A 22,858-nucleotide genomic window follows, 5' to 3' on the forward strand; every position below is an offset into this window, starting at 1 on the left:
GACTTTCCAAGCCAAAACGGAAATCACGCCATGCCAATGCATCCTCAAGGCTCGCCTCTTCCCTATTTCGATCCCACTGTCTTCACCCGCCACAACCGCTTCCTCCACGCCTTCATGCAAGACAACCAGGCCTGGTTCTGTGTTCAGGACCTTGGGCGCCTGATGGGCAAACCCCTGAATGAACGGCTCACCCTGAAACTCGACCCCGACCAACGTCGCACCGTCTGGCTGCGCAAAGACGGCAAAACGGTCGAAACCCTGATGGTCAGCGAATCAGGCATGTACGCCTTGCTGGTTCACCACTTCGTCCCGGAAAACCGCAATCTGCGCCAGTGGTTGAGCAACGAGGTCATACCCTCGCTGCGTGATGCGAAATCAGAGCCTGTGGAAAACCTGCCAAGTCTGAGTTCCTTGAATTGGGCCGGAGTTTCGGTGCCCTTGCTGCATTACCAGCACCACGCCTGGATCAAGTGGCGAGACATGCCTGAGTTGATGCAGGTGCAGCGCCCCTTCCCAATCGCTGGCACTTGCCGTTGAAGGGATAAATCGAGCCGATCAAAAAGGGAAACTGTAGGAGCGAGCCTGCTCGCGATGGACTCAAAGACACCGCGTACATCCAGAACGGACGCGTCATCGTTAACGACCATCGCGAGCAGGCTCGCTCCTACATTACTGCTCCAGGTCCACTCAAAACCGCGAAACACTCCTCATCGCGTCCACCAGATACCTCATCGCAATCCTGTCGCTCTCCGACAGCTCCCGATAGCGTTCCACCAGTTTCATTTCCTCGCTGTTGAGCCGGCGTCTTCGTCGCCCCAGGGTCAGACACGGAAAGATTCCCAACATTTCGGTGATGCCTTGTACTTTCGACATGGACGATGTCCTTCTAAACGTCAAAGAAAACTGCAAAAAACCGCATCGCCCTACCCCTTTTCGGCAGCCGCATCGTGCCGACTGAACCGCACCGGTCTTTCGGGCTTAAACCGGTCATGTGCACAGAATAGAAATAATCCGGGCGCTGAAAAGCGGTTTTTAGAGTAATTAGTCGAAAAAAGCAGAAATGCCCTCTAAATCAGAAACCCCTGTCGGAATTGTTTCCCGACATGTCTTGTTTCATTGCAGAGCCAGCGCAGTGCCATCAATCAATTTTGCTCCGCATTCGAACGGTTTAAGCTGTCGGGCATCTGTTTATAAGTCCGTTGCGTTTGGCCGAAGGCATGTCCGAACCGATATTTCTGATCCAGCACGTGCCAGGAACGGCGCGGGATTGCTCACGACAGGTTGTATTTATGCACCGCAGGAACTTGCTCAAAGCCTCCATGGCCATCGCGGCCTACACCGGTTTGTCCGCCACGGGCCTGTTGGCCGCCAAGGCCTGGGCCGCCAGCGGTGGCACCGCTGATGGCGAGGCCACCGCGTTCGATTTCGAGGCGCTGAAGCTCCAGGCCAAACAGCTCGCCAGCAATCGCTACCAGGACACCAAGCAACAGTTGCCGCCGACCCTGGCGACCATGACCCCGCAGAATTTCAATGCGATTCGCTACGACGGCAATCATTCGTTGTGGAAAGAAAACAAGGGTCAGCTGGACGTGCAGTTCTTCCACGTCGGCATGGGGTTCAAGCAGCCGGTGCGCATGTACAGCGTCGATCCGAAAACCCGGATGGCCCGCGAGGTGCATTTCCGCCCGTCGCTGTTCAACTATGAAAACACCACGGTCGACACCGCACAGCTCAAGGGCGACCTGGGTTTTTCCGGCTTCAAGTTGTTCAAGGCCCCGGAACTGGACAAGCACGACGTCGTGTCCTTCCTCGGTGCCAGTTACTTCCGTGCGGTAGACGCCACCGGCCAGTACGGTTTGTCGGCCCGCGGTCTGGCGATCGACACCTACGCCAAGAAACGCGAAGAATTTCCCGACTTCACCAAGTTCTGGTTCGAGACACCGAACAAGGACAGCACCCGCTTCGTGGTCTACGCCCTGCTCGACTCGCCGAGCGCCACCGGTGCCTACCGCTTCGATATCGACTGCCAGGCCGAGCGCGTGGTGATGGAGGTCGATGCCCACGTCAACGCACGCACCGCCATCGACCAGTTGGGCATCGCGCCGATGACCAGCATGTTCAGTTGCGGCACCCACGAGCGCCGAATGTGCGACACCATTCACCCGCAAATCCACGACTCCGACCGCCTGGCCATGTGGCGCGGTAACGGCGAGTGGATCTGCCGCCCGCTGAACAACCCGGCCACCCTGCAATTCAATGCCTTCGCCGATACCGACCCGAAGGGCTTCGGCCTGGTGCAGACCGACCACGAGTTCGCCAGCTATCAGGACACCGTCGACTGGTACAGCCGTCGCCCGAGCCTGTGGGTAGAACCGACCACGGCGTGGGGCGAAGGCTCGGTCGACCTGCTGGAGATCCCGACAACCGGCGAGACCATGGACAACATCGTCGCCTTCTGGACGCCGAAGAAACCGGTGGCGGCCGGCGACTCGCTGAATTACGGCTACAAGCTGTACTGGAGCGCATTGCCGCCGGTCGGAACGCCGCTGGCACGGGTCAATGCGACCCGCTCCGGGATGGGCGGCTTCACCGAAGGCTGGGCGCCGGGCGAACACTATCCGCCAGTCTGGGCCCGTCGTTTTGCCGTGGACTTCACCGGCGGCGGCCTGGACCGCTTGCCTGAAGGCACGGGCATCGAGCCTGTAGTCACTTGCTCGAACGGCGAGGTCAAGGATTTCAGCGTTCTCAAGCTCGATGACATCAAGGGCTACCGCATCCTGTTTGACTGGTACCCGACCAATGACAGCGTCGAGCCTGTCGAGCTGCGCCTGTTCATCCGCACCAACGACCGCACGCTGAGTGAAACCTGGTTGTACCAGTACTTCCCGCCAGCACCGGACAAGCGCAAATACATTTGATGATCGGGTAGCACCCTGCCACCATTCGGTTTTCCGAACGCGACCTGCGGGTCGGTTCGGTTAACCGGATCATCTCAGTGAAATCCCAACGCAAAAAATATTTAATTTCCTTATAAATCAAAGCTTTGATCAATTCACACTGGTCTGGCACGAGTCATGCTCTACACTTCTTCGACGAATGTCCTTTGCGCCGACTCATCGTAGCGCTCAGGTGTTTTGCAGCACAAAAGGGCCGGTGAACTGGCTCCATAAAAAAAACAAAGTCGAGGAAAATTTGATGCGCATCGTTCCCCATATCCTGGGCGCAGCCATTGCTGCCGCTCTGATCAGCACGCCAGTTTTCGCCGCCGAACTCACCGGCACCCTGAAGAAGATCAAAGAGTCCGGCACCATCACCCTGGGCCATCGCGACGCTTCCATTCCGTTTTCCTACATTGCCGACGCTTCCGGCAAACCGGTCGGCTACTCCCACGACATCCAGCTGAAAGTCGTCGAAGCGCTGAAAAAAGACCTCGACATGCCGAACCTCCAGGTCAAGTACAACCTGGTGACTTCGCAAACCCGTATCCCGCTGGTGCAAAACGGCACCGTGGACCTCGAGTGCGGCTCCACCACCAACAACGTCGAGCGTCAGCAGCAAGTTGACTTCTCCGTTGGCATCTTCGAAATCGGTACTCGCCTGCTGTCCAAGGCAGACTCCAAGTACAAGGATTTCCCTGATCTGGCCGGCAAGAACGTCGTGACCACCGCCGGCACCACGTCCGAGCGCATCCTCAAGGCGATGAACGCCGACAAGCAGATGGGCATGAACGTCATCTCCGCCAAAGACCACGGCGAGTCGTTCCAGATGCTGGAAACCGGCCGCGCAGTGGCCTTCATGATGGACGACGCCCTGCTGGCCGGTGAAGCAGCCAAGGCCAAGAAGGCAAGTGACTGGGCCGTTACCGGCACTCCACAGTCCTACGAAATCTACGGCTGCATGGTGCGCAAAGGCGACGAGCCGTTCAAAAAGGCTGTGGATGACGCCATCAAGGCCACCTACGCATCGGGCGAGATCAACAAGATCTACGAAAAATGGTTCATGCAACCGATCCCGCCAAAAGGCCTGAACCTGAACTTCCCGATGAGCGACGAACTCAAGGCCCTGATCGCCAAGCCGACTGATAAAGCGGCTGACGACAAGAAGTCCTGATTTCTGACTAACCTTATCTCCTGAGAGGGCCCTGGCCCTTTCAGGAGGTGGTCAATTCCTGCTGGCATTTTTGGAAACACTCGAACCGGTGGCTGTCGAGCCGAGCGCGTGTGCCTGTCCCTCAAGGACAGGAGGGAACGGAGCTTCCCCCAAGCGGGCACTTGTACATCGATTGAACTGAGGGGAGACCCTAATGAATTACAACTGGGACTGGGGCGTGTTCTTCAAGTCCACCGGCGTGGGCAGCGAGACCTATTTCGACTGGTACGTGACCGGTCTGGCCTGGACCATCGGCATCGCCATCGCGGCCTGGATCATCGCCCTGACACTGGGCTCGATCCTGGGCGTCATGCGTACCGTGCCGAACCGCATCGTATCGGGCATCGCCACCTGCTACGTCGAACTCTTCCGTAACGTGCCGCTGCTGGTTCAGCTGTTCATCTGGTACTTCCTGGTACCCGACCTGCTGCCGGCCGACCTGCAAGAGTGGTACAAGCAGGATCTGAACCCGACCACCTCGGCCTTCCTCAGCGTCGTCGTGTGCCTGGGCCTGTTCACTACCGCCCGGGTTTGCGAACAGGTGCGCACCGGTATCCAGGCCCTGCCAAAAGGCCAGGAGTCCGCCGCCCGCGCCATGGGTTTCAAGCTGCCGCAGATCTACTGGAACGTGCTGCTGCCCCAGGCCTACCGGATCATCATTCCGCCGCTTACCTCGGAATTCCTGAACGTCTTCAAGAACACCTCCGTGGCCTCGCTGATCGGTTTGATGGAGCTGCTCGCGCAGACCAAGCAGACCGCCGAGTTCTCCGCCAACCTGTTCGAAGCCTTCACCCTGGCAACGCTGATCTACTTCACCCTGAACATGAGCCTGATGTTGCTGATGCGCGTGGTCGAGAAGAAAGTCGCCGTACCGGGCCTGATTTCCGTAGGGGGTAAATGATGGAATTCGACTTCTCGGGCATCATCCCGTCCCTGCCGGGCCTGTGGAACGGCATGATCATGACCCTCAAGCTGATGGCCATGGGCGTGATCGGCGGCATCATCCTCGGCACCATCCTTGCCCTGATGCGCCTGTCCCACAACAAAGTGCTGTCGAACATCGCCGGCGCGTACGTTAACTATTTCCGCTCGATCCCCTTGCTGCTGGTGATCACCTGGTTCTACCTGGCCGTACCGTTCGTGCTGCGCTGGATCACCGGCGAAGACACGCCGATCGGCGCGTTCGCCTCGTGCATCGTGGCGTTCATGATGTTCGAAGCGGCGTACTTCTGCGAAATCGTCCGCGCCGGTGTGCAGTCGATTCCCAAGGGCCAGATGGGCGCGGCCCAGGCGCTGGGCATGAGTTACGGGCAGATGATGCGCCTGATCATTCTGCCGCAAGCGTTCCGCAAGATGACGCCGCTGTTGCTGCAACAGAGCATCATCCTGTTTCAGGACACCTCGCTGGTCTACGCCGTCGGCCTGGTGGACTTCCTCAATGCTTCGCGCGCCAGTGGCGACATCATTGGCCGCTCCAATGAGTTCCTGATTTTCGCGGGTCTCGTGTACTTCATCATCAGCTTTGCCGCCTCGCAGCTGGTCAAGCGTCTGCAAAAAAGGTTCGCCGTATGATCTCTATCAAAAGCATTAACAAGTGGTATGGGGACTTCCAGGTACTGACTGATTGCAGCACCGAGGTCAAGAAAGGCGAAGTGATCGTGGTGTGCGGGCCATCCGGTTCCGGCAAGTCGACCCTGATCAAGTGCGTCAACGCCCTGGAACCGTTCCAGAAAGGCGACATCGTGGTCGACGGCACCTCCATCGCCGACCCGAAGACCAACCTGCCGAAACTGCGTTCGCGCGTGGGCATGGTGTTCCAGCATTTCGAGCTGTTCCCGCACCTGACCATCACCGAAAACCTGACCATCGCGCAGATCAAGGTGTTGGGCCGCAGCAAGGAAGAGGCTACCAAGAAAGGCCTGCAACTGCTCGAGCGCGTCGGTCTCTCGGCCCACGCCCACAAGCATCCTGGCCAACTGTCCGGCGGTCAGCAGCAGCGTGTGGCGATTGCCCGTGCGCTGGCGATGGACCCGATCGTCATGCTGTTCGACGAACCGACCTCGGCGCTCGACCCGGAAATGGTCAACGAAGTGCTCGACGTGATGGTGCAACTGGCCCACGAAGGCATGACCATGATGTGCGTGACCCACGAAATGGGCTTCGCCCGTAAAGTGGCCGACCGCGTGATTTTCATGGACCAGGGCAAGATCATCGAAGACTGCAAGAAAGAAGAGTTCTTCGGTGACATCAATGCCCGCGCGGAGCGTACGCAGCACTTCCTCAACAAGATTCTGCAGCACTAAGAGCTGTACGCCCCTCCCCTGTAGGAGCGAGCTTGCTCGCGATGTACTCAAAGGCACCGCGTACATCCAGGATGAACGCGTCATCGTTGACGACCATCGCGAGCAAGCTCGCTCCTACAGATAGGCGGGCAAGCGCTGGTTGACCCAAGGCATCTGTGATGAAATGCGACCCCACTCTTTATCGCGCCACGTCGCCATCACTCGCCGTGAAACCCCGTCTGGTTCGTCATTTGTTCCTGCCGCCACTGATCATCGCCATGATGATCGGCCTGGGCTATATCGGCTTCTGGATCAGTGAGCACTACGGCATCCGCAGCCTCAGCGAAAACGGCCAGCGCCAGCTGGAACTGCACGCGCGCGCCGTCGAAAGCGAAATCAGCAAATACACCTACCTGCCCAGCCTGCTGGAACTCGAAACCAGCGTTTCGCAGTTGCTGGCCGACCCGACTCCGGAATACCGGCAGACGGTCAACGATTACCTCGAAGGCCTGAACCGACGCAGCCGCAGTCGGGCCATCTACGTGATGGACACCACCGGTCGCGTCATGGCCACCAGCAACTGGCGCGATGTCGACAGTTACCTGGGTGAAGACCTGTCCTTTCGCGCCTACTTCCAGAACGCCGTGCGCGGTCAGCCGGGGCGTTTCTATGGCATCGGCAGCACCAACGGCGAACCCGGTTACTACTTGGCCCATGGCCTGGAAGAACACGGCAAGATCATCGGCGTCGCCGTGGTCAAGGTCCGCCTGGAAGCCATGGAAGAACGCTGGCAACGGGCTCGCCTGGAAGCCTTCGTCAGCGACGAAAACGGCATCATCATTCTTTCCAGCGATCCGGCTCGGCGCTTGAAATCGGTGGTGCCGCTGAGCGAAGAAACCAAGGAAAAACTCGCCCGCAGCCTGCAGTACTACTGGTTCCCGCTCAACGAACTGCAGCCGCTGGCCCGGGAAACCCTGTCCGAAGGCGTGGAAAAACTCACGTTCCCGGCCAACAGCGAGCTGGTGTCCGACGATGAAAACATCAGCTATCTGGCGCAAACCCGGCCGTTGAGCGATACACCGTGGAATTTCACCCTGCTCACGCCACTCCAGGACTTGCGCCGCGAAGCGATCAACCAGGGGATCCTGGTGGCCGTGGCGTTTGCCCTCCTGGCGTTCCTTTTGATCGCCTGGAACGAGCGGCGCAAGGTGATCGCCACCCGCCTCGCAGCCCGGGAAGCCTTGCAGGAAGCCAACAATCAGCTGGAGCGTCGGATTACCGAACGCACCACCGACCTGCGCGCCAGCAACGAACGGCTCAAGGGCCAGATCCGCGAACGCCGGCTCGCCGAAGAGACTTTGCGCCGTGCCCAGGATGAACTGGTGCAGGCCGGAAAACTCGCGGCCATCGGCCAGATGTCCACCAGCATCGCCCACGAACTGAACCAGCCGCTGGCGGCGCTGCGCACCTTGTCCGGCAATACCGTGCGCTTCCTCGAACGCGGCCAGCTCGACGTGGCCAGCACCAACCTCAAGACCATCAACGAACTGATCGACCGCATGGGCCGGATCACCGCCAGCCTGCGCTCGTTCGCCCGGCGCGGAGACGACAAAGGCCAGGCCTGCCTCGGCAAAGCGGTGGACGCGGCCCTGCAATTGCTAGGCGCCCGGGTGGAAAATATTCAGCTGCAATTACACCGCGACTTCACCGATGTGCAGGTGCAGATCGACCAGACCCGCCTGGAGCAGATTCTGGTCAACCTGATCGGCAACGCCCTCGACGCCATGCAAGCGCAGCCGCAACCCGAGCTGTGGCTCGAAGGCGAAGCGTTCGATGGCAAATACCGCCTGCGGGTGCGTGACAACGGCCACGGCATCGACGCCGAAGCGCGCAAGCACCTGTTCGAACCGTTTTTCACCACCAAACCCGGCGAACAGGGCCTGGGCCTGGGCCTGACCCTTTCCGCCAGCCTCGCCGCCGCCACCGGCGGCCACCTGGGTGTCGAGCACCCGGCCAGCGGTGGTACTGCATTCGTCCTCAGTTTACCGTTGGTAAGCCCCACTCCCGCCGAGCCAATATGAACAACGACCTTAGTGTATTGATCGTCGAAGACGACCCCCATGTGCTGCTCGGCTGCCAACAGGCGCTGACCCTGGAAGACATTCCCTGCATTGGCGTGGGCAGCGCCGAAGAAGCCCTGGAACGGGTCGGCGACAACTTCGCCGGCATCGTCGTCAGCGACATTCGCCTGCCGGGCATCGATGGCCTGGAACTGCTGACACGACTCAAGGAGCGCGACCGCAGCCTGCCGGTGGTGCTGATCACCGGGCACGGCGACATCTCCATGGCCGTCGGCGCGATGCAGAAAGGCGCCTACGACTTCATGGAAAAGCCGTTTTCCCCGGAGCGCCTGGTGGACGTGGCCCGCCGCGCACTGGAGCAACGCAGCCTGGCGCGAGAAGTCTCCTCGTTACGTCGGCAACTGGCCGAGCGTGACTCCCTCGAAGGACGGATCATCGGCCGTTCGCCAGCCATGCAGAACTTGCGCGAACTGATCGCCAACGTCGCCGACACCTCGGCCAACGTGCTGATCGAGGGCGAAACCGGCACTGGCAAAGAACTGGTCGCTCGTTGCCTGCATGATTTCAGTCGGCGCCACACCAAACAGTTCGTCGCACTGAACTGCGGCGGCCTGCCGGAAAACCTGTTCGAAAGCGAAATTTTCGGCCACGAAGCCAACGCCTTTACCGGCGCGGGCAAACGGCGGATCGGCAAGATCGAACACGCCGACGGCGGCACGCTGTTCCTCGACGAAGTGGAAAGCATGCCCCTGCCCTTGCAGATCAAACTGCTGCGGGTACTACAGGAGCGCACCCTCGAACGCCTCGGCTCGAACCAGAGCGTGGCGGTGGATTGCCGTGTCATCGCAGCGACCAAATCCGACCTCGTCGAGTCGAGCAAGGCCGGCGAGTTCCGCAGCGACCTGTATTACCGCCTCAACGTGGTGACCCTGGAACTGCCGCCGCTGCGCGAGCGCCGCGAAGACATCCTGCAACTGTTCGAACACTTTTTGCAGCAGTCGTCCCTACGCTTCGACCGCACGGTGCCGGAGCTGGACAACCAGACCGTTTCGAACCTGATGAGCCACGACTGGCCGGGTAACGTGCGTGAACTGCGCAACGTTGCCGAGCGCTTTGCCCTGGGCCTGCCGGCGTTCAAGAAAACCGGTGCCAGTGGCGGCAATCAGGGCCTGGCCTTTGCCGAAGCGGTAGAAGCGTTCGAGCGCAATCTGCTCAGCGACGCCTTGCAACGCAGCGGCGGCAACCTGACCCAGGCCAGCCAGGAACTGGGCATGGCCAAGACCACTCTGTTCGACAAAGTGAAAAAGTACGGCCTGAGTCATTAGGGGGCTTGCTCAAAGCGACCCAGAACCTGTGGGAGCGAGCTTGCTCGCGATGGCGCCGGGCCAGTCGACATCATCGTTGGCTGAAACACCGCAATCGCGAGCAAGCTCGCTCCCACAGGTGATCGGGGGATTACAGGAGGTTGTGATCGGCCACAGGCTCGATCTGCGCCCAATGTGACGTGTCTTCTCGGTGCTCGCGCAAGTACGGCAAAACCGCCGCCAGCAATGGCGCCTTGAACGCCTCCTGGAAACGATGGGCCAGGCCCGGAATCAAGATCAACTGACTGCCGCGCAGATGCGCCGCCAGATGCACCCCGTGCATCACCGGCAGCAGCGGGTCGGCGGTGCCATGCACCACCAGCGACGGCACCCGCAACTGATTGAGCAGGGTTACCCGGCTCGGCTCGGCGAGAATCGCCATGATCTGGCGTTTCACGCCCTCGGGATTGAACGCCCGGTCATAGGACTGCGCCGCCTGATGCAGCAACGCCTGGCGATCGTCGGTCACTATCGGGCTGCCCAGCGCCGCCAGCAAATCGGCCTGTTGCTCCAGGGCCACTTCGCGGTTCGGTGCGCCGCGCCGCGCCAACAACTGCACCAGCGCCGCACTCGGGGCCGGCAAGCCTTCGGCGCCGGAGGTGGTCATGATCAGGGTCAGACTCTCGACCCGTTGCGGTGCCATGGCAGCCATGTGCTGGGCAATCATGCCGCCCATGCTGGCGCCCAACACGTGGAATTGATCGATGTGCAAGGCGTCCATCAAGCCCAGGCCATCGTCGGCCATGTCGGTCAGCGAGTACGGTGACGACACCGGCAATCCGAGTTTGTAGCGCAGCACTTCGAAGGTCAGGTTGGCATCGGCCGGTGCTTGCCGCCAGGTCGACAGGCCGACATCGCGATTGTCATAGCGGATCACCCGGAACCCCTGCTGGCACAGGGCGACAACCACTTCGTCCGGCCAGTGAATCAATTGCCCGCCCAGCCCCATCACCAGCAGCAATGCAGGATCCGACGCACGGCCAATGCTCTGGTACGCCAGGCTTACCTGGGCCAGATCCACCCGTTCGGTCGGAACATTGACATCGCAACGAGACGCCGCCAATGACGGCAGGCCGAATAAAAAGGCGGCCAAAAAAACAAATCTTGATAAGAAAACACGCATGAAGAAACACCGAAACGCAGAACCCCAGTAGAGCGCGAGTCTGATGAAGTTTGTTCAAGCGCGCTGCCACAGTTACGTGACAGTTTGATGAAGAGTGCCGGACGGTCATCAGACCAGACAGCGGCACGCGATAACTATGTACCACCATGCCGCTTCTCGAACGAACTTTAATGGCCCCGATTTTTCACCCATCGGAGTCCTTCTTCATGCACGAATCACCTGCCGCACCGCTGGCCGACTTCGGCCTCGTCTCCTCATTGGCCCAAGACACGGATGAAAACCTGTACCTGAGCGCCTCGGCGCGCTGGAACGACTGCCGCGATCAATGGCTGGCCCTCATGGCGCAAAACCCTCAAGCCACCTTGACCTCGAACTGGTGGCAGGCACGCGCACGCGGTACCGACGTTTCACGCCAGGCACAGGCCCTTCGCTTGTATCGCCAGCATTTCGAAGCGTCGTGCCAATTGGCATTTGCCCAAGGCACCTTGAATGCCGAGCAGCTCGGCGTACTGCTGGATCTCGTCAACCCGGCAGCGCAGACAACCTCCGCCGAGATCCTGATTTACGTCGAGACCCTGTCGCTCAGGGGCAACAGCGGTCTGACTGACGAACTGCCGGGTGCCCTGGTCATTACCCGCAATACCGACCAACCGGTCACCCAGTTGCTGTATCTGCCGTCTCGGCAAGCGCCCTGGATGACCTTTGAAAATCGCAACAGTCTGGAACGCTGGTTGACCCAGCAGCAACCTGAACCCGAGGGCAGCCGCGTCACGGTCGATTACACCGTATTGGACACCCCGCAGCTGACGAAAAGTGGGGAGTCCCTTTTAGCGGGATTGGCCGCAGCCCCTGCCGAGCGGCAACGCAACGACCGTGTTTTTGCCTCGCCCACCGACCTGCCCCTGCCGGATACAAGCAACGACATCGCCCCGTTCGGGCAACTGAGCCCCGACGTTCCCTTCAGCCTGCGCCACAGCGCTTTAGTGCAACAGCAAACGGCACTGCAAAACTTTCTGGGGCTGGACTTTGCAGGCACCACCGACGACCCGCGCATGCAGAGGCTGCAACAGCAATTCGACGCTCTGCGCGCCGCCGAACAGGCCAGCAGCGAGGCCGCAAGTGCCCTGTTAAGCGCCGACGATGCACCGCAACTGCTGGAACTGCGCCACTCGTCGGGCACACATTACAAGGCCCTGTACCAGGCGCGCCTGAGTGGCCTGCGTGCCGAAGCCGACCTGCAATTGAACCTGAATCAGATCAGCAGCGATGAATATCAGTGGCTGACGGCCGTGCTCGACGCGCCCGAAAAACCTCGACCGGTCGATGTGGTGGTCGCCCGACTGGTGTTGACCGCGACTGACAGCGAAGGCGACACCCTCCGCACGCAGACCCAGGAGCTCGACGGTGTACTGCTGTTTGCCCGGCCATCGGCATTGCTGCCGTCCGCCAGTGACAGCGTGTTGCTCTACTGGCCCGGACATTTCGGCGGCCTGCAACGGTTCGCCTCCCGCCTGGCACTGGAGCAGAAGATGTTCAGGCAGCCGGCCAACGAGGACACGCAAGCGCTGCAGCTTTTGCCGTTGGCCGGCAACCCGTTCGAGTACGCCCTGCAAACCCAGCTTCACAGTTGTGAACAGCATGCGACGCGGCTGATGACCGCCAACCCCGTGCCCTCCCATGCCGGCCAACGCGCGGCGGAACTGGAAAACCTGCGTGAACAGACGCTCGCCCGCCTGACCGTCCCCACTGTCTCCGCGCGGGAGCTGGCCTTCGCACAAATCGTCGAGCAAAACCGCAGCGCCACGCTGGCAACACGCTTGCCGTCCTCCCTCAGCGCACTGTCCGCGGCCGAACGCGATCGGCTCAAGGCGTTGTTCACCGCCTACATCGCGGCGATGAAGCGCTCCCATCAACTGCTTGAACGGGAACTGCCACTGCGCGAGTCATTCAGCAAAAAGGCCATCGACGCCCGCCTGCGTAAAGACTTCGCCCTGACGCAAACCGCTGAAGTGATGCTGGACATCCCCGACACCACCACGTGGCGCAAGGTGCTGATCGAGGGCGCAGCGCCGGGAACTCCGCAAAAGAATGTACTGACCGGCAGCGAACAGCGCAGCTTGTTGTCCCTCGCCGAACTGGCGCAAGGCAATATCGATCAGTCGATGTGGTATCGGGTGTCGTTGATGCGGGTCCAGATCAGCGGCGCCGACGAGGCGCAACGGCAGAAACTGAAAACCGGCATCACCCAGGACTACCTGCGCAACATGGTCACCGAGCTGGATCTGGCCGGGAAATACGAAAGGCTGATTCGCGAGACCTTCCTTGGCGCCCCTAGCGCCTCGGCCTTCAGCAATGAATTTCGTCGTGAATGCCTGAACGAACCGTGGCGGTTGATGCTCCAGTTGCACGGCGAATTCGCCCTGCTGGTCAAGGACATCGACGTCTCGGGCCAGCGCGTGCTGCAGATCGCCATCGACGCCAACAGTCGTGAAGCCTTTGCGGTCGACGGCAAGCGCATCGTGTTGTTGCCCGCGCACCTGACCGTTGGCGGCACGGACACGCCGGGCGAGGGGGCGAGCACCCTGGCCGGGGTGACCTTTATCGTCGAGCAGATCAGCGGCCTGACCCTGCTCTATCGGCCTGACTGCCCCGATGGGGTGTTTGTGCGTCAGTTCGACAGCCTTGAACAGGCGCGGACGTTCCTCTTCAACCAATGCCTGAACAGCACGATGGTCAACTACTTGGCCGGTCGCGCCCTGACCGGGGAATTTGCCTCGCACGTCAGCCGGATCAACCAGGCCCGGGTGAAAAACTTCGATGCCCTGATCGGCGTCGGCACCGCCTGGCCGGCCAGCACATCCCTGGCAGCGCATCTGCTCAATGTGCACATGGGCCGTTTGCTGGAGGCGCATCGGTCGACATCGCGCTCCAACGATGCCTTGTATCTTGAGCACGTCGCGCTGCACTCCGGGGCCATGTTCAATTACCTGAAAATGGCGCTGGGCGTCGTGCCTTTCATCGGTACCGCCATTGCCCTGTACGACGCCTGGAACAGCGCCAACCAGGCAGCGGCGGCCTTCCTGCGCGGTGATGTCGGCCATGGCCTGGCCGAGGTGGAAGCCGTGTTGCTGTCGTTGATCGACGCGGCCATGGATGTACTGCCCGTTGTTGGCGCCACTTCCAGTGCCGCGCGCGCCGCCACGCGCGGGCGACAATTGCGCGCCCTGACCAAACAACCGGGCGCCTTGCAGGTCTCGACCCCGCAGCAGGTCCGACGCACCCTCGAACGCTTCAGGGGCTATGAGTACGAACACGAGATTTCCTTCGCCGGCCTGCAACCGGGCACCGAAGGGATTTATCGCAACGTTTATCGCCACGCCGACGGCGACTTCATGGTCAGCCAAGGTCGTATCTATCGCATCGAATTGACCGACAACCCACCGCAATGGCGCTTGAGTGCAACCAGCACCCGAACCTACAAACAACCCATCGCCCTGGATGAAACCGGCAACTGGAAAACCCATTACGCGGTGTACGGCACCGTGACGGCAGGCGGCGGTGCCGGTGGCGGCGCGGTGCTCGGTCATATGGCTGACGGCCTCGACCCGCTCTGGCCCGCCGCCATTCGCCGCTGGCTGCCACGCTGGTGGACGGATCGGGCGTTGCGACGCCAGTTGACGCTGACCAACACTGCCGATGCCTACTCCCGGCGCATCGGGACCCAGACCCGTAATTCCAACGCCCTGCTGGAGCATTATTTCGGCCTTGATTTGAACCAGCGCCCCCCCCTGCGCGCCAATGCCGAAATCGCTTGCGTGAACGACATCGAGCTTGCACAGGCACAGTACCTGAACCTTAAAGAGCTGATGTTATTCAGCCATGGCCGAAGACGCACGCATATCGAAGACACTCAAAGCCGCTGCGCCTGGATTGTCGTCAATCGGACGGTGCGGCGGATCGGTTTTTACAAGGATCGACTGTTGGAACATCTCGACCGTATCGATCAGTTGGTTGCCCGTTCAGACGCCACGCCCTACAGCGATACAGCCGCACAGGTGCAATTGATGGCGCAACGCAAGGAAATACGAATCGAGTTTCTCAAGGACTTCGACCAGCTTCACACGCAGGTCGCAGAAGCCAATCGATGGAACGGCCAGATCACCAACCGTGTGCAAAAATCGAAGATGGCCCCGGATATCGCCAACGTTAACGAAAAATTCAGCGATGCCAATCATTACTACCTGAAAACAGCCCATGAACTGGAGATCATCACTCACTACCACGCCGTCACCGACCAGTCCTGGGTCTACTTCCACGTACAGTTGAAACAGGCCCGCAACAAGGTCGGGCGAGCGTTGCTGACCCAACATCAATTGCCTGAAGTACAGGCCACGTTTACCCAGCGCAACAAAGTGCTCGAAGATTGCCTGGCAACCTATGCCGAGTTTCGTCGCAACCTCGAATCCTGGTCGCTGGGCTATCCCCAGCATCTGGATCTTGCGCAAGTCACTGCGTTTCTCGACGACCTGGAAAAAGTCGAAGCGTTCGCTCGCAACGCCATCAAGACACGCCCATCCAACAGTGCAAAAGCGGGAAGCGCGGCGAAGCAACTGTTCGAGACTGAAGACAACCAGTTACTCATCGGCGTCGCCAGCACTGACGCCGTAACCCGACAACAGCGCTTCACCATCAAGGGTGTCGATGGTCACAGGGAAACCTGGTTACCCCGCTCCTCCAGCGGCAAGTACCACCTCAGTGAACCCGTGGCGGCAGCGCCAACGGAACTTGTGACCGATATCACGCCGTTGCTGGTGGAGGCCAGGAAAAGGCTCGGCACCGTGGACGCCTACAAAAGCAAAGTCGAAGGCCACGCCCGTCAGGACATGTTGCCGGTCGATCTGGAACACATGATGATCAGTGAAGCCGAGGAACTGAACATGCGAGCCCGGGCCATCGAACGCCTGTCGCCCACGGAGACGGTCGCGCTGCAATTGCGCAATCGCGCGAATGAATTGACCCGTGCCGGCCGCACGTTGCGTATTGAGCAGACCCTGAACAGCAAAACCCCGACCGAGGGCTATCTGGACTATCTGCTTGAACAACGTGTGGTGGACATCCGCAAGGAGGGCGGCCTGCGCGATCTGGGCAAACGCGCAGACGGACGAAGGGATTTCCTCCAGGAGTACGAGGTGCGCGACCTGCGCAGCGAACCGGCGCAAACCCTGTGGTACGCACACTTCCACTACACCTCGGCCAAGCCTCAGTTCAGCGACTTCGTCAAAGGCCATCTGAAACTGCCGGAACAACGCAACCTGGGCCTGCAATGGCAGAAGGACGTGGCCGCCAGTGGCGGTACGGTCGAGGCAATCTGGCGCGGAGACATTGGCAAACCGCTGGGCAACAAACACTTTTCCTCGCTGTAAAGTAACAACGGCGGAGCATGCCATGTGCTCCGCCGTGCTTGTGGTCGACAGCGGCATCAACATGAGACAAACTCAACCTTTTCGATTTATCGACAAGTTTTCCTCATGGAGCCTCCGGTGCTTGAAATCCGTCACCTCAAGACCCTGCACGCCTTGCGCGAAGCCGACAGCCTGGTGGATGCGGCCGATCGCCTGCACCTGACCCAGTCAGCCCTGTCCCACCAGTTCAAGGAGCTGGAGGAGCGCATGGGCATGCCGCTGTTCGTGCGCAAGACCAAACCGGTGCGCTTCACCAGCGCCGGTTTGCGCCTGCTGCAACTGGCCGACGCTACCCTGCCGCTGCTGCGCGCCGCCGAGCGTGACATCAGTCGCCTGGCCGGTGGCACCGCCGGTCGTCTGCACATGGCGATCGAGTGCCACAGTTGCTTCCAGTGGCTGATGCCGACCATCGACCAGTTCCGCGACGCCTGGCCGGAAGTCGAACTGGACCTGGCCTCGGGGTTTTCCTTCGCCCCGCTGCCTGCCCTGGCCCGTGGCGACCTGGACCTGGTGGTGACCTCCGATCCGGTGGACCTGGCCGGGATCACCTATGTCCCCCTGTTCACTTATGAAGCGATGCTCGCGGTGGCCAACCAGCACCGCCTGGCCAGCAAGGCTTATATCGTCCCCGAAGACCTGCTCCCGGAAACCTTGATCACCTACCCGGTGGAACGCGACCGGCTGGACATCTTCACCCGCTTCCTCGAACCCGCCGACATCGAACCGGCCCAGGTCCGCACCTCGGAACTGACAGTGATGATGATGCAACTGGTGGCCAGCGGTCGCGGCGTTTGCGGCATGCCCCATTGGGCACTGCATGAATACAGCTCGCGAGGCTATGTGAAAGCCAAGCGGCTGGGTGAGAAAGGTTTGTTCGCCACACTGTATGCGGCGATCCGCGCCGACATGCTCGATGCGCCGTACATGCGCGACTTCTTGCTGACGGCCAAGGACACGTCGTTTTCGACGCTGGATGGGGTCAGCGCCGTTCGCTAAAACAATCAGACGATGCGGTCTTTGTGGCGAGGGGGCTTGCCCCCGTTCGGCTGCGAAGCAGTCGCGAAAACTGCAAGCGCAATGTGTCTGAAGAAAGGCTGGGGGAGCGCTTCGCACTCCAACGGGGGCAAGCCCCCTCGCCACAAAAGCTCGCTCCTACAGGGGATCTATGTGATGGTTAGATCTCGCGCCACATGTGGATCTTGTCGAAGTAATCCTCGCCCACTCGCACGGCCATCGGCTCCAGGCCGAACTGGACGAAACCGCAGCGCTGGTAGAGGTTGAACGCGGCATCGTTGCCGGCGGTGATGGTCAACTGGATCAGGCGCAAACCCGCATGGTTCTGCGCCTCGGCCAATGCCGCCTGAACCAGTTGATAGCCGAGCCCACGCTGGCGGACCTTGGCGGTCACGTACATGCCAAACAGTGTCACCTTGTGCCGGGCCTTTTCCCGAGGCTCGAACGCGAGGCCGACAATGCCGGCCAACCGGCCCTCTTCGAACGCCCCGAGCACCACGTCCAGCTTGCCGGTCAGGCGCGACTCCCACCAACTCAGCGGCATCGCTGCCCGCTCACGCACGCTCGAGGTAAAGGCCTGCGGGTGCAGGTCGTAGGCTTCGAGCATCAGTGCCCGGTAGTCCAGGGCATGGCTGGCATCAAGTCGTTCGATCCACATCCTCAGGCCATCCGTTTTTGCTCAAGCATCAGCCGCAGCGCCAGCCCCGACAATACAAAGCCCATGAAGTAGCGCTGCATCGCCAGCCAGGTCGGATTGTTGACGAACCACGAGGCGATGCCCGCGGCAAACATGGCGATCAGCAGGTTGACGCAGAAACTGACGCTGATCTGGGTCAGGCCGAGGATGATGCTCTGGGTGAACACCGATCCGTGCTCCGGGGTGATGAACTGCGGAAACACCGACAGATAGAACACCGCGATTTTCGGGTTCAGGGCGCTGGTCAGAAAGCCCATGGTGATCAGCTTGCGCGACGAATCCGGGGGCAACTGCTGTGCCTCGAACGGCGAGCGCGCACCGGGTTTGACCGCCTGCCAGGCCAGCCACAACAGGTACAGCGCACCGGCCCACTTCAACACCTCATAAGCCATCGGCACCGCCAGGAACACTGCAGTCAAACCCGCAGCGGCGGCAAACAGGTGCACGAAGAATCCGGCGACCACCCCAAGCAGCGAGATCACCCCGGCCTTGCGCCCCTGGCAGATCGAACGGGAGATCAGGTAGATCATGTTCGGCCCCGGTGTCACTACCATCAGCAACGCGGCAGCAGCAAAAATCAGCAGGTCTTGAAGCGGGATCATGGGCGAGGTCCTTTGCGTGATGATCAGGCGATCGCGGTCAGCGATGCTCGATAAAACGGCAGAATCAGGTCCCGTGTCAATGGCGCCAGGCTGACATCGCCGTCGGTGGCCGGGTCGATCCAGAGCACCTCTTCGATCTCCGCCGCCGGGGTGACATCGCAATGAATATTCAGTTGAAAGAGCTCGGCGTGTACGACAAACCCCGGTTCGTTGGCGGCCGGTGCCGAAAAGTGACCGAGGTAAACGGCCTGCGCCGGGTCGATGTCCAGACCCAGCTCTTCTTCCAGCTCCCGGGCCAGGGCGTGGACCGGCAATTCATGGGGCTCGATCTTGCCACCCGGCTGCATGAACGCCGTGGTGCCGCGTTTGCGCACCAGCAACGTGCGGCCGTCAGGGCCGATCAACAGGGCGGCGGCGATGCGGATAATCCCGGAGGCAGGCATGGAAAACGTCGACATAAACAGAAGGCCCTTGACTCAAAAACGCTAAGGATCACATGTCCGCCCTGTAGGAGCGAGCTTGCTCGCGATGGTCGTAAACAAAAACGCGTAAAACCAGATGCCCATCGGCGCCCTCAGGTTTATCGCGAGCAAGCTCGCTCCTACAGTTTCCTTTATGCGGCTTCCTGGAAATCCATCTCCGGCGGCTGCCGACGGAAACCACCGGTCAATACCGCCAGGTACACCACGCCAATCGCCAGCCAGCTCAACCCCAGATAAACCGCCAGATGATCGAGGCTGACCATCAACCACAAATCCGCTGACAGGCCGATGAACGGAAACAACAGGAACAGCACGAATTCGCGCGGGCCCTTTTTCTCGCCACCGATCCAGTAATGGAAGATCACCGACAGGTTGACCAGACTGAATGCCAGGAACGCGCCGAAGTTGATGAACGAGGTCGAGGTGGTGACGTCCAGTTTCAGTGCCAGCAACGCCACCACCGCGCACAGCAGAATGCTGTTGATCGGCGTACCGAAGCGTTCGTGCAAGGTCCCGAAAAACGACTTCGGCAACACGCCGTCGCGGCCCATGGCGTACAGCAGCCGCGAACCGCTGGCCTGGGCTGACAGCCCCGAGGCGAACTGGCCGACGATCAGGCCGATCAAAAAGATCGACACGAACAGGTCACCACCGATGTTGCGGGCAATTTCATAGGCCGCCGAGTCGACGCTGTCGAACTGGAACGACGGATGAGCGATCTGCACGAAGTACGACACGCCGACGAAAATCAGCCCGCCGATCAGGGTGATCAGCATGATCGCCCGGGGAATGGTGCGGCGTGGATCGCGGGTTTCTTCGGTCAGGGTGCTGACCGCGTCGAAGCCCAGGAACGAGTAACAGGCGATGGCCGCGCCGCTCATGATCAACGGCATCTGCATGTCGCCATTGAAGAACGGCTTGATCGACCACAACGGCGTGCTTGCATCACCGCCGACGTAATGCACGCACAGCGCGACGAAGGCGATCAGCACCAGGAACTGCACCAGCATCAACAGGGCGTTGATGCCGTTGGCCAGTTTCAGGCCGACGATGTTGATCGCGCTGGTGATGCTGATGAACGCCAGTACCCAGACCCACTGCGGCACCGCCGGGAATGCAGAGTTGAGGTAGGCCGCGCCGATCAGCCAGATCGCCATGGGCAGGAACAGATAATCGAGCAGCACCGCCCAACCGGCGATGAACCCGAGTTTCGGGCTGATGGCCTTGCGCACGTAGCTGTAGGCCGAGCCGGCCACCGGGAACGCCGAAGCCATGCGCCCATAGCTCATGGCAGTGAAGAACATCGCCACCAGCGCCGCGAGGTACGCGGCCGGGACCATGCCGGCGGTGGATTGAGCGAGGATGCCAAAGGTGCCGAGCACAATGATCGGCGTCATGTAGGCGATGCCAAACAGCACCACCGACCCCAGTGACAGGGTGCGTTGCAAACGAGCCATGAGCGACTACTCCGGATTTTATTGGATTTATGGCAGAGCCGAGTTCGGCGCAGGATTTTCGGGTGTTGCGTTGTTGTTCTTGGGTGAATGGTCAAACAGGTGTGTCGTCTGTCAGGGCCTCATCGCGAGCAAGCTCGCTCCCACAGGATTTGTGTCGATTACAAAATCCGAATCCACTGGAGCCCACCCCTGTGGGAGCGAGCTTGCTCGCGATGGCGTCAGCCCAGCCAGCACAGGGCCCAGATCAGCGCACAGGAATCAGCAGCTCCCGCAGCCCACCCGCCTGCTCAACCACCTCCCCCGGCAACCTCAGCCGCTGATCGTCCAGATAGCGGTAATCCTGGCGCGCCACCGTCAGCTGGTTCAGGTCCAGTTCGACCGCAAACTGCCCTTCCTCGCGTCCGGCTTCGAACAACAAGGTGCCCAGCGGATCAACCAATGCGCTGCCGCCGGCAAACAACAAACCGCCATCGCCCTCTTCCACCCGGTTGACCATCAGCGCAAACGCCTGGTTTTCCTGGGCGCGGGCCATGATGGCGGTGCGATGGGTCGGACCGTAGGGGTCCATGTTGCCGTTGGTGACGATCAACAGTTCAGCCCCCAGTTGCGCCAGGGCGCGGGCGCTCTCGGGGAATTCGATGTCGTAGCAAATCAGCAGGCCCACACGCACGCCGTTCCACAGGCAGGTGGCGTAGCGATCGCCCGCCTCGTAGACACCGCGATCCGAGGCCCACAAGTGAGTCTTGCGGTACTTCAGCGCGATGCCTTCAGGAGTGATCAGCAGCGTGGTGTTGTAGAAGCGGCCGTTGTCGTTTTCGGCCATGCCGATGGCCACGGAGATATTGTGCTGGCGGGCGGCGGCGATTACCGCGCTGACGGACGGGCCGTCCAGCGGCTCGGCCACCTCGGCCACGGACTCGGCCGAAGGGAAGCCCATCAAGTGGCCTTCGGGGAACAGGATCAGCTGCGAATCGGCTGCGCATGCAGCCATTGCCGCCAGAGTGCGTTCGAGGTTGTAGGCCGTGTCGTTGTCACGGCCTGCCAATTGGGCGAGTTCGACCTTCATGGGTATTCCTTGCTATGCGCCGGGCGGCAGAAAGATTGCCCGGTCGGTGTCTGTGCGCCAGTATGCGCAGCAAGCAACCGGGCGGGGAATTACGCCGCCGGGGTAACACGATAGGGGTAGATGCATGACACTCTCGTTGGACGACATCGCCTGGCACCGCTCGGTGGGGCAACTGATCGACGCCCTGGACAAGCCCAATTTCTGGACCCAGCTTGTGCGCCTGCTGGACCAGTACGTGCCCTTCGACAGCTGGGTGGCGCTGCTTTTCAGCGCCGATCAGCGCCCCCAGGTGTTCGCCGAATGCCCCGGCGAAGACGGCAGCCCTGACCAGTTGTTCCAGGATTACCTGCGTGGCCTGTACCTGCTCGACCCCTTCTACATCGCCTGTCGCGAGCAGTCGCGCACCGGGCTGTATCGCCTGTCGGAAGTGGCCCCGGAGCACTTTGAGCTGACTGAGTATTACCAGCGCTACTTTCGTCTGAATGTGGTGGCCGACGAAATCCAGTTCAATTGCCAGCTCGAAGGCGACCGCACGCTGTGCCTGTCCCTGGGCAGCACCCAGCGTTTCAGCGGCCAGCAGATCGCCTTGCTGTCGTTGATCCAGCCGTGGGTGCTCGGCCTGTTGCGCCAGCGTCTACCCTATGAAATCAACGAAGTCGTAGCCTTGGCCCCCGCACCGCCGCAAGCTGATTGGCGGGTACAACTGGAAGCCTCGGTGCAGCAACTCAAAGGCGCGCAGTTGACGGCCCGGGAGCTGGATGTCGGGCGATTGATGCTCAGCGGTTGCTCCAGTAAAGAAATCGCCCGCAAGCTGGAAATCTCGGTCGAAACCGTGAAAGTCCACAAGAAACACATGTACAGCAAGCTGGGGATCAAATCCCAGTCCGAGCTGTTTTCGATTTTTCTCCAGGCACAAAATGCCTGAATGACCTGTGGAGCACTTTGCTTTTATGTGGGAGCGAGCTTGCCCGCGATAGCGGTTTCATATTCAGCATTGATGTTGACTGACCCGCCGCCATCGCGAGCAAGCTCGCTCCCACAGTGTTTTGTGTTTTGCCCAAATATTGAGTCCGAACCCA

Annotated in this window: 18 protein-coding genes; 11 read left to right on the forward strand and 7 right to left on the reverse strand. The window is 60.6% G+C overall.

Annotated elements, in window-relative coordinates:
• Positions 1-30 precede the first annotated feature (30 nt).
• Positions 31-537, forward strand: a complete 507-nt coding sequence (locus J4D25_RS09520; protein WP_057716222.1) for a Bro-N domain-containing protein — start codon at positions 31-33, stop codon at positions 535-537.
• Positions 538-687: 150 nt separating this feature from the next.
• Here the strand turns inward: J4D25_RS09520 and J4D25_RS09525 are convergent, their stop codons facing one another.
• Positions 688-873: a hypothetical protein gene (locus J4D25_RS09525; RefSeq protein ID WP_057716223.1), complete on the reverse strand. Its 186-nt coding sequence runs from the start codon at positions 871-873 to the stop codon at positions 688-690.
• Positions 874-1,289: 416 nt separating this feature from the next.
• On the opposite strand from J4D25_RS09525, the gene J4D25_RS09530 reads away from it, so the two are divergent.
• From J4D25_RS09530 to J4D25_RS09560, 7 genes are all read left to right on the forward strand, one after another.
• Complete coding sequence (locus J4D25_RS09530; RefSeq protein ID WP_057716224.1) at positions 1,290-2,918, forward strand: glucan biosynthesis protein D; 1,629 nt, start codon at positions 1,290-1,292, stop codon at positions 2,916-2,918.
• A gap of 277 nt (positions 2,919-3,195) precedes the next feature.
• Positions 3,196-4,110, forward strand: coding sequence for a glutamate/aspartate ABC transporter substrate-binding protein (locus J4D25_RS09535; protein WP_046041277.1), 915 nt, complete (start codon positions 3,196-3,198; stop codon positions 4,108-4,110).
• Between the two features lie 193 nt (positions 4,111-4,303).
• Positions 4,304-5,050: an amino acid ABC transporter permease gene (locus J4D25_RS09540; protein ID WP_057716225.1), complete on the forward strand. Its 747-nt coding sequence runs from the start codon at positions 4,304-4,306 to the stop codon at positions 5,048-5,050.
• The gene (locus J4D25_RS09545; RefSeq protein WP_057716226.1) at positions 5,050-5,721 is read left to right on the forward strand and encodes an amino acid ABC transporter permease; all 672 of its coding nucleotides are present in this window, start codon (positions 5,050-5,052) and stop codon (positions 5,719-5,721) included. The genes J4D25_RS09540 and J4D25_RS09545 overlap by 1 nt, the downstream gene beginning before the upstream one ends.
• On the forward strand, positions 5,718-6,452 hold the full coding sequence (locus tag J4D25_RS09550; protein WP_057716227.1) for an amino acid ABC transporter ATP-binding protein: 735 nt from the start codon (positions 5,718-5,720) through the stop codon (positions 6,450-6,452). The genes J4D25_RS09545 and J4D25_RS09550 overlap by 4 nt, the downstream gene beginning before the upstream one ends.
• Before the next feature lie 158 nt (positions 6,453-6,610).
• Positions 6,611-8,512, forward strand: coding sequence for a sensor histidine kinase (locus tag J4D25_RS09555; protein WP_057716228.1), 1,902 nt, complete (start codon positions 6,611-6,613; stop codon positions 8,510-8,512).
• Positions 8,509-9,837, forward strand: a complete 1,329-nt coding sequence (locus J4D25_RS09560) for a sigma-54 dependent transcriptional regulator (RefSeq protein ID WP_057716229.1) — start codon at positions 8,509-8,511, stop codon at positions 9,835-9,837. The genes J4D25_RS09555 and J4D25_RS09560 overlap by 4 nt, the downstream gene beginning before the upstream one ends.
• A gap of 130 nt (positions 9,838-9,967) precedes the next feature.
• On the opposite strand, the gene J4D25_RS09565 is transcribed toward J4D25_RS09560, so the two are convergent.
• On the reverse strand, positions 9,968-10,999 hold the full coding sequence (locus tag J4D25_RS09565; protein WP_057716230.1) for an alpha/beta fold hydrolase: 1,032 nt from the start codon (positions 10,997-10,999) through the stop codon (positions 9,968-9,970).
• Between the two features lie 206 nt (positions 11,000-11,205).
• On the opposite strand from J4D25_RS09565, the gene J4D25_RS09570 reads away from it, so the two are divergent.
• Positions 11,206-16,422, forward strand: a complete 5,217-nt coding sequence (locus J4D25_RS09570; RefSeq protein WP_057716664.1) for a dermonecrotic toxin domain-containing protein — start codon at positions 11,206-11,208, stop codon at positions 16,420-16,422.
• A gap of 117 nt (positions 16,423-16,539) precedes the next feature.
• Positions 16,540-17,457, forward strand: coding sequence for a transcriptional regulator MetR (gene metR / locus J4D25_RS09575; RefSeq protein ID WP_007985733.1), 918 nt, complete (start codon positions 16,540-16,542; stop codon positions 17,455-17,457).
• A gap of 178 nt (positions 17,458-17,635) precedes the next feature.
• On the opposite strand, the gene J4D25_RS09580 is transcribed toward metR, so the two are convergent.
• The 5 genes from J4D25_RS09580 to J4D25_RS09600 all read right to left on the reverse strand — a co-directional run bounded on the left by J4D25_RS09580 (position 17,636) and on the right by J4D25_RS09600 (position 21,779).
• Positions 17,636-18,133, reverse strand: a complete 498-nt coding sequence (locus tag J4D25_RS09580) for a GNAT family N-acetyltransferase (RefSeq protein WP_057716231.1) — start codon at positions 18,131-18,133, stop codon at positions 17,636-17,638.
• Positions 18,134-18,135: 2 nt separating this feature from the next.
• Entirely contained in the window at positions 18,136-18,774 is a 639-nt protein-coding gene (locus J4D25_RS09585; RefSeq protein WP_057716232.1) for a LysE family translocator, read from the reverse strand.
• Between the two features lie 23 nt (positions 18,775-18,797).
• Positions 18,798-19,232: an NUDIX domain-containing protein gene (locus J4D25_RS09590; protein WP_057716233.1), complete on the reverse strand. Its 435-nt coding sequence runs from the start codon at positions 19,230-19,232 to the stop codon at positions 18,798-18,800.
• Between the two features lie 155 nt (positions 19,233-19,387).
• Entirely contained in the window at positions 19,388-20,713 is a 1,326-nt protein-coding gene (locus J4D25_RS09595; RefSeq protein ID WP_057716234.1) for an APC family permease, read from the reverse strand.
• Positions 20,714-20,957: 244 nt separating this feature from the next.
• Positions 20,958-21,779: a carbon-nitrogen hydrolase family protein gene (locus J4D25_RS09600; protein ID WP_057716235.1), complete on the reverse strand. Its 822-nt coding sequence runs from the start codon at positions 21,777-21,779 to the stop codon at positions 20,958-20,960.
• A 124-nt stretch (positions 21,780-21,903) separates the two neighbouring features.
• On the opposite strand from J4D25_RS09600, the gene J4D25_RS09605 reads away from it, so the two are divergent.
• On the forward strand, positions 21,904-22,704 hold the full coding sequence (locus J4D25_RS09605; RefSeq protein WP_057716236.1) for a LuxR C-terminal-related transcriptional regulator: 801 nt from the start codon (positions 21,904-21,906) through the stop codon (positions 22,702-22,704).
• Positions 22,705-22,858: the final 154 nt, after the last annotated feature.

This window comes from Pseudomonas sp. GW456-L13, assembly GCF_017350115.1.
GTDB classification, from domain to species: domain Bacteria; phylum Pseudomonadota; class Gammaproteobacteria; order Pseudomonadales; family Pseudomonadaceae; genus Aquipseudomonas; species Aquipseudomonas jessenii.